General features: G+C 60.8%; 12 protein-coding genes. 8 read left to right on the top strand and 4 right to left on the bottom strand.

The window, feature by feature from the left end; translation table 11 throughout:
* Positions 1–6: 6 nt before the first annotated feature.
* On the bottom strand, positions 7–477 hold the full coding sequence (locus tag QMK54_RS15985) for an SRPBCC domain-containing protein (protein WP_320400848.1): 471 nt from the start codon (positions 475–477) through the stop codon (positions 7–9).
* A gap of 209 nt (positions 478–686) precedes the next feature.
* Between QMK54_RS15985 and QMK54_RS15980 the strand changes: the two genes are divergently transcribed.
* The 4 genes from QMK54_RS15980 to QMK54_RS15965 are packed head-to-tail and all read left to right on the top strand — an operon-like array spanning position 687 to position 4,781.
* Positions 687–1,802 carry a hypothetical protein gene (locus QMK54_RS15980; RefSeq protein WP_320400847.1) on the top strand — a complete coding sequence of 372 codons (1,116 nt, stop codon included), beginning with the start codon at positions 687–689 and terminating at the stop codon, positions 1,800–1,802.
* Positions 1,799–2,968, top strand: a complete 1,170-nt coding sequence (locus tag QMK54_RS15975; protein ID WP_320400846.1) for a sulfotransferase — start codon at positions 1,799–1,801, stop codon at positions 2,966–2,968. Before QMK54_RS15980 ends, QMK54_RS15975 begins: the two co-directional genes overlap by 4 nt.
* 37 nt (positions 2,969–3,005) lie before the next feature.
* The gene (locus QMK54_RS15970; protein WP_223588691.1) at positions 3,006–3,794 is read left to right on the top strand and encodes an SDR family oxidoreductase; all 789 of its coding nucleotides are present in this window, start codon (positions 3,006–3,008) and stop codon (positions 3,792–3,794) included.
* Between the two features lie 12 nt (positions 3,795–3,806).
* Complete coding sequence (locus tag QMK54_RS15965; RefSeq protein WP_320400845.1) at positions 3,807–4,781, top strand: DHH family phosphoesterase; 975 nt, start codon at positions 3,807–3,809, stop codon at positions 4,779–4,781.
* 235 nt (positions 4,782–5,016) lie between these two features.
* Here QMK54_RS15965 and QMK54_RS15960 read toward each other — a convergent pair whose 3' ends face one another.
* The 3 genes from QMK54_RS15960 to QMK54_RS15950 form a co-directional block, all read right to left on the bottom strand.
* The gene (locus QMK54_RS15960; protein WP_223588687.1) at positions 5,017–5,622 is read right to left on the bottom strand and encodes a class I SAM-dependent DNA methyltransferase; all 606 of its coding nucleotides are present in this window, start codon (positions 5,620–5,622) and stop codon (positions 5,017–5,019) included.
* Between the two features lie 138 nt (positions 5,623–5,760).
* Entirely contained in the window at positions 5,761–6,393 is a 633-nt protein-coding gene (locus tag QMK54_RS15955) for a dTMP kinase (protein ID WP_320400844.1), read from the bottom strand.
* A gap of 163 nt (positions 6,394–6,556) precedes the next feature.
* Complete coding sequence (locus tag QMK54_RS15950; protein WP_320400843.1) at positions 6,557–7,774, bottom strand: Xaa-Pro peptidase family protein; 1,218 nt, start codon at positions 7,772–7,774, stop codon at positions 6,557–6,559.
* Between the two features lie 160 nt (positions 7,775–7,934).
* Between QMK54_RS15950 and QMK54_RS15945 the strand changes: the two genes are divergently transcribed.
* The 4 genes from QMK54_RS15945 to QMK54_RS15930 all read left to right on the top strand — a co-directional run bounded on the left by QMK54_RS15945 (position 7,935) and on the right by QMK54_RS15930 (position 12,508).
* On the top strand, positions 7,935–8,501 hold the full coding sequence (locus QMK54_RS15945) for a helix-turn-helix domain-containing protein (RefSeq protein ID WP_110660713.1): 567 nt from the start codon (positions 7,935–7,937) through the stop codon (positions 8,499–8,501).
* 265 nt (positions 8,502–8,766) lie between these two features.
* A complete protein-coding gene (locus tag QMK54_RS15940; RefSeq protein ID WP_110660714.1) occupies positions 8,767–10,368 on the top strand; it encodes an ABC transporter substrate-binding protein in 1,602 nt (533 codons plus the stop codon).
* 207 nt (positions 10,369–10,575) lie between these two features.
* Entirely contained in the window at positions 10,576–11,586 is a 1,011-nt protein-coding gene (locus tag QMK54_RS15935) for an ABC transporter permease subunit (RefSeq protein WP_320400842.1), read from the top strand.
* 10 nt (positions 11,587–11,596) lie between these two features.
* The gene (locus tag QMK54_RS15930) at positions 11,597–12,508 is read left to right on the top strand and encodes an ABC transporter permease subunit (RefSeq protein ID WP_110659991.1); all 912 of its coding nucleotides are present in this window, start codon (positions 11,597–11,599) and stop codon (positions 12,506–12,508) included.
* Positions 12,509–12,517: the final 9 nt, after the last annotated feature.

Genomic DNA, 12,517 nt, shown 5'->3' with positions numbered 1-12,517 from the left:
TGAAGGTCACGCGACGGACGCGTAAAGCGACTCGGCACGGACCTTGAGGGCCAGGGCAACGGCGTCGAAGCCCTGTTGCACCCAGGGGCCATGGTTGGCCATGACCTGGTCAGCGGTCGCGCCAAGGAACTGGTCGGTGGTGTGGTAGCGGCAACTGTTCGCGCCGGTGCGTTCGATCAACTGCTCGCGACGGGCAGCGTCGGGATTGTCGGCGTTGGCGTACATCTCCCAGGCGAGTAACCGGTGGGGCTCGAAGTCCGCCAGGTACTCGATCACGTGCAGCAGCTCACCTGGCCGGCGAGGATCGGGCAGGAACAGATTGACCGCTTCGCCCAATTGCAGGCTCGACTCGACCTTGACGGTGTAAGGGTTCCACTGCGGATAACGGGCAAGGTCGATCAGTACCGACCAGACAAGTTCGGCCGGGGCGGCGATGTCCACGGTCACTGAACGGACCAGGTTTTTCTCTGCGGTCATGGGTAACTCCTCTGAGGATGACTGCGCGCCGCGAACAGCGGCGCGAACAAGCCTTGGGCTCAGGCGCGATCCTCGCCGCTCAGGGTGAAACGGTTCCTCGTCCGAGCGGACTAGGCGGGCGCTTAGTCCGCTCGGACGAAGAACCGGCAAGCGGGTACTCCCTAAGGTCACTGGCAGCGGCGGGATGTCCGCCGACAGAGGAGAGCGACATGGTTACAGACAGGATCGATCAGGAGGTTCTCAGCGGTGAGAGCTGGAACCTCTTTTGCGAGCAATTGCGCCGCAGTGGCGAGCAGATACTGCGCCGCGAAGCGCCGGCCGATGCGCAGACCCGTGCCGAAGGCTTTCGCTATCTCACCCGGTTACTGCGGATTGCCCTGGAAATGCACCTGGAATTTGCCGATCCGGACTTCCCGGGCTTCATCACCCCGTCCCATGAAACCGCGAAAATTGGCGCTGACAACCCCGACAATTTGTATAGCTATGCACGCCTGAACGGCGAGCATGAGTACCGGGTCAGCGGTCACCGTGGCAGCGTTGCCTACCTCAGTTTCGGCTCCCAGAAAGGGGGTTACGAGACGGATGGCAAGATGATCCAGACCGGTTTCCTCGATGCCGGGCTACTGGCGCTGGATGCCGAGGGCAACTTCGAAATCATCCTCAGCCAGCGCCCGCCGGCCCAAGGCAACTGGCTGCGACTGGAGCCGCAGAGCAATGCCCTGATCGTGCGCCAGACGTTTCTCGACCGCAGCACCGAGCAACCGGCACAACTGCGAATAGAGCGCCTGAATGCCGGCCTGGCACCCGAGCCGCTGACCGCGCCGCGCTTGCAGCAAAGCCTGCAAAGGGTGGGCAGTTTCGTCGAGAACACCGCCCGATTGTTTGCCGATTGGGCCCAGGGTTACCAGGCGCACCCCAATCAACTCCCGGCCGCCGACCAGGCGCTGTGCCAGTCGGTGGGGGGCGACCCGAACATCTTCTATTACCACTCCTACTGGGCCCTGGCCGCAGACGAGGCATTGCTGATCGAGGTTGATCAGGTGCCCGACTGCGACTTCTGGAATGTGCAGATCAACAACTACTGGATGGAGTCGCTCGACTACCGCTACCACCGCATCTGCCTGAACAAGCACTCGGCGCGCCTGGACGCCGATGGCCGCTTGCGCATGGTGCTCTGCGGCTTTGATCCCGGCCTGGAAAATTGGCTGGAAACCGCCAGCCATCCCCATGGCACCCTCTGCCTGCGCTGGGTGGGGGCAAAGCATCCCGTGCACCCGACCACTCGCGTAGTCAAACGCAATGAGTTGAAGGAGCTTGTGCGATGAGCGCCAATGATTTCGCCCTTGATGCCTTGCTGGCCGAAGCCAGCGCCCGTGCTGGGGGAATCGACGATTTCGGTCCCGGCGATTTTCGCCAGGGTCTGCTGGTACTGGCTGACGCCCTGAACAATGAAGCGAGCCTGTCGGCCCCCGGACGGGGCCTGTTGCGCGAAAAACTGCTGGGGCAACTGGTCAACCGCCTGGTCATGGAGGATCACCTTCGGCGTCACCCGGAAATCCTCGATCAACCCATTGATGACCCGTTGGTGATCGTCGGCCTGCCGCGCACCGGCACCACGCTGCTGCAGCGCACGCTGGCGGTGGACCCGCAGTTCAGCAAGGCACAGTGGTGGGAAACCCGTTACCCCGCACCCTTGCCCGGTGAAACACTGGAGCAGCCACTCAAGCGCATCGCCCGGGCACGCGACGAAGTCGCGGGAATGATCGAGTTCCTCCCGCAGCTGCTGGCCATCCACCCGTTGGACGCCGAGCAGCCCGATGAGGAGTTCATGCTCATGGAACACTCGTTCCTGTGCGCCATGGATTCCTACGTCAATGTGCCGAGCTATACCGCCTGGCTTGACGCCCAGGATCAGACCCAGGTGTATCAGTACCTCAAGCGAACCCTGCAGTTCCTGCAATGGCAGCAGGCTCGTCGTGGCATCGAGCCTGGCCGTCGCTGGTTGCTCAAAAGCCCGCAGCATCTGCATACCCTGGAGCTGCTGTTCGAGGTTTTCCCCAAGGCGCAGGTCATCCTCACCCACCGCGAACCGGCGAAAACCATTCCTTCGCTGGCCAGCTTTATCCATACCCTCTGGTTGCTCTACAGCGACAAGGCCGATGCCGAGGCCGTAGGCGAGCAGTGGAACCGCCGTATGGCCCGTGCATTGCGCCATGCGATGGCGGTCCGCGAGCGTATGCCCAAGGAGCGCTTCCTTGATGTGCACTTCGAAGACACCGTGGCCGAGCCACAGGCTGTGGTCGACAGGATCTATCAATTTGCCGGCCTCGAATTGACGCCGCAGACCCGATCGGCCATGGGGCAATGGTTGCAGGCAAACGGCCGTGAAAAACGTGCGGTTCATCACTACAGCCCCGGCCAGTTCGGCCTCAGTGAAGCGATATTGCAACGCGACTATGCCGAGTATCGAGCCCGGCATATCCAGGCCTGAAACCTTCGCAGTTCATAACAATAAGAGGAGTTTCCCCATGCTGTTGAAAGACAAGGTCGTGATGGTCTCGGGTGTCGGCCCCGGGCTGGGTATCAAGTTGGCATTGGAAGCGGCGCGCGAAGGTGCGCGTGCCGTTGCCATCGGGGCGCGTGACAAGGGGCGCCTGCTGGAGGCACAACAACGTATCCTGGCGCTGACCGACACCTGCGAGGTGTTGTGCGTCCCCACGGACATTACCGATGTCGATGCCTGCAACCACTTCGCCGCAACCACCCTCGAACAATTCGGACGCATCGATGCGCTGATCAACAGCGCCTTCTCCCATGGTGGCTTCCAGGCCGTGGAGGAGGGCGACAACGCCCCCTTGCGCGAGGCCCTGGAAGTCAATCTGCTGGGCTCGTTGAACATGAGCCGCGCCGTGCTGGGGCCAATGCGCACCCAGGGCGCCGGCGCCATTGTCATGATCAATACCTTGGGCGTGCGCAAGCCTTATCAGGGCGGTGCCGCCTATGCCGCATCAAAAAGCGCGCTGGCCGCGACGGTGCGCTACCTGGCGAGCGAGCAAGCAGTGCATGGCTTGCGGGTCAACGGCCTGGCGTGTGGCTGGATGTGGGGCGAACCGGTCCAGGCGCTGGTACGCCAGACCGCCGCCGCACGGGGCGTCAGTGAAAAACAGGTGCGTGCCGAATTCAGTGCCGGGATTCCGGGCGGGCGCATGCGCACCGATGACGAGTGCGCGCGGGCGGCGCTGTTTCTTGCATCGGACTACGCCAGTGCAATCAACGGTGCGCAACTGGATGCCAACGGCGGCGAAGTGATGCACTGAGGAACCTGACAGATGATTGATCACTGCGCTTTTAACGGCGATGCGGATGGCCTCTGTGCCCTGCAACAATTGCGTCTGGCCGGCGAACTGGAGCGCGAGGTGCGCTTGATCAGTGGGGTCAAGCGCGACATCGAACTGCTCAGCCGGGTCACGGCCGCTCATGGAGAGCGAGTCACTGTGCTGGACGTGGCCCACGAACAGAACCGCGAGCAGACGCAGCGTTTGCTCGACGCCGGTGCCAGGGTGCGTTACTTCGATCACCACTATGCCGGTGAACTGCCGCGACATCCGGCCTTCGAGTCATTTATCGACACCGCGGCCCACGTCTGCACCAGCATCCTGGTCGACAACTACCTCGCCGGACGCGAGCACCGCTGGGCGGTGGTCGCCGCGTTTGGCGATGGCCTGGCCGGTCCGGCGCGTACGTTGGCCGAACGGCACGGGTTGAACGCTGATGAAGTGGTGGCGCTGGAAGAGCTGGGCCAGTTGTTGAACTACAACGCCTACGGCGACAGCCTCGAGGACCTGCATTTCGATCCGTTGGCACTCGCCGGCGAACTGTTGCCTTACCGCAATCCAATGGATTTCATCCGCGACAGCACCAGCTTCACCACCTTGAGAGAAGGGCATGCCGCGGACATGGCGGCCGCCGCAGACCTGACGCCATGGTGCGAGGGCCACGGCGCGCGGCTCTATCGCTTGCCGGCGCAACCATGGGCGCGCCGGGTCAGCGGGGTGCTGGCCAATCAACTGGCCGCTCAGGCTCCGCGACAGGCCATTGGCCTGCTCAGTGCCAGGGGCGATGGTGATTGGACGTTCAGCTTGCGTGTACCTGAAGGCGCAGAGCTGACGGCAGATGCGTTCTGCCGTCAGTTCGCGACGGGGGGAGGACGCAAGCGTGCGGCCGGGATCAACCGGTTGGCCGAGGCGGATCTGGCTGGGTTTGCAGATCGCTTGCTCGTGAGTTATCCGTGCAGAACTTGCTGAGAGCATCTTCTGGAGGGTTTTTACACCTGTTTCACGCAAACGCCCGATGCACCGCATTGGGCGTTTTGCATTTTAGCGATAGAAAAGAAATCGGGCGAACAGGGCACAGAGAGCGCTATTCAGATGTACGGAGTATTAGCCGGTGCCAGAGTACTTAAAGTTAAATCAACTAAATAGACGTTTAGTTGAGTTGTAACTAGAACGCAGATGTAATGTGTAGGGCAGCGAGGCACTTTCAGCTGAAAACAGCCAACCAAATCGTGTGCCCACCACAGGCCGGGTCTTCTGTAATTTGCTCAATGACGGTGAAACCATGGGTATTGAGCAATGCAGTGTACTCATCGTGATCCAGGCTGGCGTGATACAGCGTCTCACCCTCGAAAGTCCCCAACGCAATGCCGTGTGCGGGTCCGCTGGTAAACATCAGTGCCGCGCCAGGTTGGGCATGGGCCTGGAATATCGGAAACATTCGACGCTGATCCTCAGGCGTCAGATGAAAGAAACTGTCCCACGCCAGAATGCCTGCGTAACGTTGATCGAGCGCCAACTGACGCATATCGGCAATGCGCCAATCGTGCTGCGGGAAACGTTGCCGACACAAGCTGATCATTGCGCTGGATGAATCGATGCCGCATACAGCGTGTCCCACGCTGATCAGGTAACGCGCCATCGGTTCGGCGCAACCACAGCCAATGTCGAGAACCTGGCCATCGTCGGCAGGCATGGCCTGGCGAAAACGATCCAGCCATGATTGCTCGACGAGATGACGGGAACGAACTCGATCCCATGTGTGAGAGTGACGCTGGTAGAGATCGATGACCTGATGGGCTGCTTCATGCATGGAGAGAATCCTGGGGGGTGCGTTCCAGAGAGAACGCCTGGGTTTGAAATGTACGCGGGAGACGGCCTGAATGGAATATATGATACTACGCATAATGTATATTATGTTAAATCATGCATTCGCTCTGATAGGCTCAGCTCAAGGATTTGTAGTTTCCGCGCTATCGAGCACTTTGTAGATCTCGGCAACGACCTGCATCGTTGCGTCTTCGATCGTTCCTTCGTTACGGCACAAAACCCAGTCGTGATCTGCCATCGCTCGCTCGAACGCCTGGGTACACGCGATCTGTTCTTCCAGGTTATGGATCACGGTACTGCCCAACCCACGGGATCGTGCCGCTGCCCTTGCCCATGAAATATCAGGGTCGGTGACAACTCCCACATGCAGATCCGGCACTTGCACGCCTCGATCAATGTTCAACCGTAGAATCTCTGCAAACGGGATCATCCGGCGAAACGCAGCATCTGATGGGTACCAACGATCCATCAGGATAATGCTGCCCGGTGGCTGTTCCGGCAGCACGTGCCGGGAAATCCACCTACGGCTATCAGCAAAGCGCTCACAAACCTCCAACTCCAGATCCCTGTCGGGATTTCTGGCGAGTTCGTTAACGAGAGCCATTGTTTTCCCCCTGTAGGGATCGCTATTTCTCTCGCAAAGCCGGATTACTTTCTTGTTGTCTGCCCTCAGTGCCTTCGTGACGGCTTCCAGCAGTGTGGTTTTTCCGGTGCCCTTGGGCCCATCCAGAGAAACAAACCAAGGACGGCTCATTCTTCAAATGACGATTGATGGACGGTTTTTCCATGACTCAAATCGTGCAGTGGCATCTTTTTTCCGGAGCTTGTGAACAGGCATTGATGAGCATTCTAACCTGCGCTCCGGCTAACGAGCCGCAAAATCCAGGGTTACGGCAACCTCGGACAATCGCCTGCCCTCAGGCGTCCAAACCGAACGGGTCGTCTACGGAATGGCTCGGCTGGGTAAACCAGCGCGGGCCAGTGGCGGTCATGTAGAAATGATCTTCCAGGCGAATGCCGAACTCGCCCGGCACACAAATCATCGGCTCATTGGAGAAGCACATGCCCTCGGCCAGCGGCGTCTGGTCACCACGCACCAGGTAGGGCCCTTCGTGAATGTCCAGGCCTATGCCATGCCCGGTGCGGTGCGGCAGTCCGGGTAACTGGTAGTCCGGGCCGAGACCGGCGGCTTCCAGGCCTAGCCGTGCGGCGGCATCCACCACCTGGCAGGGTTCGCCCAGGCGGGCGGCGTCGAAGGCGGCCAGTTGGGCGGCCTTTTCCAGGTTCCACATGACGCGCTGGCGGTCGCTCGGGGTGCCGAACACGTAACTGCGAGTGATATCCGACTGGTAGCCGTGGAGCAGGCAGCCCGTGTCGATCAGCACCATGTCGCCGTCCTTGAGCACCTGCGCGTGCTTCACCCCATGGGGGAAGGCGCTGGCTTCGCCGAACAGCACAATGCAGAAGGTCGAACCTGGCGCGCCGACCTTGCGGTGCGCCTCGCGGATGAACTCGGCAACCTCGGTGGTGCTGATGCCTGCGCGCAGGATGCTGGCGGCAGCCTTGTGCACTTGCAGGGTCATGTCTTTGACGCGCTGCATCAGCGCCAATTCTGTAGCGGACTTGTGATAGCGACACAGGTTTGTCACGCAAGAAGCGTCTACGAACTCGTAGCCCGATCCGAGGCGGCGGATGGCGTCGAACATGAAGAACGCCAGGGACGGGCACAGCCCCACTACTGCGTCGGCGGCGATGTCCATTCCAGCGAGCATGTCGAGCAGCAGGCGGTAGGGACTCTCGTGCTCATGCCAACCATGGATGACCCCATCCACCTCGCGCAAGTCGCGGATGGTGCCCTCTTCGAAGGCCGGGGCGATATAGGCCAGCGGGCCGTTGGCGGGAAGTACGGCGCCGACCATGCGTTCGCTCGGGCTCCACTTCACCCCGGTGAAGTAGTACAGGTTGCTGCCAGCGTTCAGGTAGAGGGCGGCGATGCCCTGCTCTCGCATCAGGCCCTGGGCCTTGGCAATGCGTGACTGGTATTCGTCGAGGCCGATGGGCTGCATGCCCGCGGTCATCTTCGTCAGGCCGGCCAGCGCCTGTTCCGGAGTTTTGCCACCTACACCCACAGTCATCTCGTTCTCCCGAATTATGTTTCAGTGCTTGAAATTTAAGTCAGGCTTAAATCATCGTCAACGCATATTTTCAGTGACACTTAATTTCAGTGAGGCGAAAAGCCTTTTCTGCAGTGCGCCGCCCGCTATACTGGCGCCTTTCAGAATACGAGCCACGCCAATGACCGTAGAACAGATCGGGGAACGGTTGCGCCGCCACCGCCGCGCCGCCAACAAGACCCTGAACCAAGTCGCCACTGAAACAGGTCTCACAGCCAGCTTCCTGTCCCAGGCGGAGCGTAACCTCACTGGCGTGTCCATCTCTTCGCTGGCGAGAATCGCAAGTGCCTTGGGCGTTCCGCTCAACACCCTGTTCGACCAGCCCGCCCAGCCGCAGCCCGACTCCCATCAGGGCCAGCGCGTGCGGTACTCCATCGGCAGCCAGCCGCTGGTCTACGAGCGCCTGTCCAGCAACTTCCCCGGCAACCTGATCAACGCGATGAAGATGACCATGGCGGTGGGCTACCAGTCCGAGCTCATCTCCCACGAAGGCGCAGAGTTTACCTATGTGCTCTCCGGGCAAATCGTCTACACCATCGAAGGCCATACCTACCCGCTCGGCCCGGGAGGATCGGTGCATTTCGATTCCACCAAACAGCATTCCATCGCCAACTCTGGCGACGATGTTGCCGAAGTGCTGGTCGTCACCACCATGGGCGGCCTGCTCGACGACCATCCCACGGCCTGACCGCTCGCGCTCAAAAAGTAAGTACCACTGAATTTAAGTTGTATTTAATTTTAGAATCACTTAAGTTTTGCCTCGGCCGGTGGCGGCGCGAGCATCCCTCTCCCCCCCCTTCAGCGCTAGCGCCCGAGCCAGGATGTCGGCCTTCGGCTCCCCGTTCGCAAATGACGGGCAGCCTGCATTCCGTAAAGCCGCAGGATCAGGTGCATCCCCCCAGGAATGGACTACCTGATCTGCCGCCCTCAAAAATAACAACAATGAGGTTCGCATGCGCAAAACAACCACGCTCAAGACCATGATTGCCGCCGGCCTGATCTTCGGTTCCGGCTTCACCCACGCCGCCAGCAACCTGGTGTTCTGCTCCGAAGGCAGCCCGGCGGGTTTCGACCCAGGCCAATACACCACGGGAACCGACTTCGACGCCTCAGCCGAAACCGTGTTCAACCGTCTCTCGCAGTTCGAACGTGGCGGCACCAAGGTCATCCCGGGCCTGGCAACCCGCTGGGACGTTGCTCCCGATGGCCTGACCTACACCTTCCACCTGCGGGACGGGGTCAAGTTCCACACCACCGACTACTTCAAGCCGACCCGCGACTTCAACGCCGACGACGTGCTGTTCACCTTCGACCGCATGCTCGACAAGGACATGCCGTTCCGCAAGGCCTACCCCACCGAATTCCCCTACTTCACCGACATGGGGATGAACGAAAACATCACCAAGGTCGAAAAAGTCGACGACCATACCGTCAAGTTCACCCTCAAGGGTGTCGACGCAGCCTTCATCCAGAACCTGGCCATGAGCTTCGCCTCGATCCAGTCAGCCGAATACGCCGACCAGTTGCTCAAGGAAGGCAAGGCCCAGGACATCAACCAAAAGCCGATCGGCACTGGCCCGTTCGTGTTCAGCAAGTACCAGAAAGACGCCCAGATTCGCTACAAGGGCAACAAGGATTACTGGAAGCCTGAAGACGTGAAGATCGACAACCTGATCTTCGCCATCACCACCGACGCCTCGGTGCGCATGCAAAAGCTGAAAAAGAACGAATGCCAGATCACCTCCTTCCCGCGCCCGGCCGATATCAAGCCGCTGCAGGAAGACAAGCAGCTCAAGATGCCTAGTCAACCAGGCTTCAACCTTGGCTATATCGCCTACAACTTCACCCACAAACCGTTCGACAAGCTCGAAGTACGCCAGGCGCTGGACATGGCGGTAAACAAGAAAGCCATCATCGAAGCCGTTTACCAGGGCGCCGGCCAGTTGGCCGTCAACGGCCTGCCGCCGACCCAGTGGTCCTACGACGAGACCATCAAGGACGCCGCCTACAACCCGGAGAAGGCCAAGGAGTTGCTGAAGGCTGCAGGCGTGAAAGAAGGCACGCAAATCACCCTCTGGGCCATGCCGGTGCAGCGCCCCTACAATCCCAACGCCAGGCTGATGGCTGAAATGCTCCAGGCCGACTGGGCCAAAATCGGCATCAAGGCCAACATCGTCAGCTACGAATGGGGCGAGTACATCAAGCGCGCCCACGCCGGCGAGCACGACGCCATGCTGATCGGCTTCACTGGCGACAACGGTGACCCGGACAACTGGCTGGGCACCCTCTACAGCTGCAACGCCGTCAACGGCAACAACTTCTCCAAGTGGTGCGATGCTGGCTACGACAAACTGGTGAACGCCGCCGAGGCCACGGCCGATGTGGAACAGCGCACCGCGCTGTACAAAGAAGCGCAACATGTCCTCAAAGCGCAGGTGCCGATGACCCCGATCGCCCACTCCACGGTGTACCAGCCGATGCGCGCCAGTGTGAAGGACTTCCAGATCAGCCCCTTCGGACTCAGCAGCTTCTACGGCGTCTCCAACGAACAGTGAGCGACAGGGGCCGGCCAAGCCGGCCCCCTTCGCCTTCCTCGAGCCGGCGCCAGACCGGCGAGGACTGTCTCACCCGCCACAACGAAAAAAACCAGGTACCACACCGGGAAACGTCGAGCCGGAGCCTTTACCTGCGCGGCGTGAACTGCTGTGAACGGTCAGCACGCTGACCGCCATTACAAAAACAATAAGGAGTGATAAGCCCAAATGCTGAGTTTTATTGCCCGCCGACTGGGGTTACTGATCCCCACGTTTTTCGGCATCACCTTGCTGACATTCGCGTTGATTCGCATGATCCCTGGCGACCCCGTGGAAGTCATGATGGGCGAACGCAGAGTCGACCCGCAAATGCACGCTCAGGCAATGGAACGCCTAGGTCTGAACAAACCCCTGTATGCCCAGTACCTGGATTACATCGGCAAACTGGCCCACGGCGATCTCGGTGAGTCCCTGCGCACCCGTGAAAGCGTCTGGACCGAATTCACTTCCCTGTTCCCCGCGACCCTGGAACTGTCCATGGCCGCCCTGCTGTTCGCCGGCGTCCTCGGCCTTCTGGCCGGGGTGATCGCGGCACTCAAGCGAGGGTCCCTGTTCGACCATGGGGTGATGGGCATCTCCCTGGCGGGATACTCGATGCCGATCTTCTGGTGGGGCCTGATCCTGATCATGTTCTTCTCGGTGAGCCTGGGCTGGACCCCGGTGTCCGGGCGGATCGACCTGCTCTACGACATCGAGCCGCGCACCGGCTTCATGCTGATCGATACGCTGCTGGCCGATGACGTCAGTGCGTTCTTCGATGCCCTGCATCACCTGATCCTGCCGGCCATCGTGCTGGGCACCATCCCGCTGGCGGTCATCGCGCGGATGACCCGCTCCTCGATGCTCGAAGTGCTGCGCGAAGACTACATTCGCACCGCCAAGGCCAAGGGCCTGTCGCCGTCGCGCGTGGTGTTCGTGCACGGTCTGCGTAACGCCTTGATTCCGGTACTGACGGTGGTCGGCCTGCAAGTCGGCACCCTGCTGGCCGGTGCGGTCCTGACCGAAACCATCTTCTCGTGGCCCGGCATCGGCAAATGGCTGATCGAAGCCATTGGCGCCCGAGACTATCCCGTCGTGCAAAACGGCATCCTGTTAATCGCCTGCCTGGTGATTGTGGTCAACTTCGTAGTGGACATCCTCTACGGCTTTGCCAACCCACGCATCCGTCATCAGCGCTGAGATCATGACCATGACCACTCCAATTCCATCGGTAGCAGTCGATCAAAGCCTGCTGTACCCGTCTCCGTACAAAGAATTCTGGCAAGCGTTCGCCAAGAACAAAGGTGCCGTCGCCGGCCTGATGTTCATGTTGCTGGTGATTTTCTGCGCCATCTTCGCCCCGTGGGTCGCCCCTCACGACCCGAGCGAGCAGTACCGCGACTTCCTGCTGACCCCACCGGCCTGGCTGGAAGGTGGACAGTTGCAGTTCCTGCTCGGCACCGATGAACTGGGCCGCGACCTGCTGTCGCGCCTGATCAATGGTTCGCGCCTGTCGTTGCTGATCGGTTTGTCGTCGGTGGTGATGTCGCTGATCCCGGGGATTCTCCTGGGCCTGTTCGCCGGGTTCTACCCGCGGGTGCTCGGCCCGACCATCATGCGTCTGATGGACATCATGCTGGCCCTGCCGTCGCTGCTGCTGGCCGTGGCGATTGTCGCCATCCTCGGCCCTGGCCTGATCAACACCATCATTGCCATCGCCGTGGTTTCGTTGCCGTCCTATGTTCGTCTGACCCGCGCCGCGGTGATGGGCGAACTGAACCGCGACTACGTGACCGCCGCGCGCCTGGCCGGTGCCGGCCTGCCACGCCTGATGTTCGTCACCGTGCTGCCCAACTGCATGGCGCCGCTGATCGTTCAGGCCACCCTGAGCTTCTCCTCGGCGATCCTCGATGCCGCCGCACTGGGCTTCCTCGGCCTTGGCGTACAACCGCCAACCCCTGAGTGGGGCACCATGCTGGCCTCGGCCCGCGACTACATCGAACGCGCCTGGTGGGTGGTGAGCCTGCCGGGCTTGACCATTTTGCTCAGCGTGCTGGCAATCAACTTGATGGGTGACGGCCTGCGCGACGCGCTGGACCCGAAACTCAAGAACGCCGCCTGAGGAGATTCC

Origin of the sequence: Pseudomonas sp. P5_109 (assembly GCF_034009455.1) — a bacterium.
In the GTDB taxonomy this organism is placed as follows: domain Bacteria; phylum Pseudomonadota; class Gammaproteobacteria; order Pseudomonadales; family Pseudomonadaceae; genus Aquipseudomonas.
Note: the sequence above shows the minus strand (reverse complement) of the source record. Positions and strands in the feature narration are given on the sequence as shown.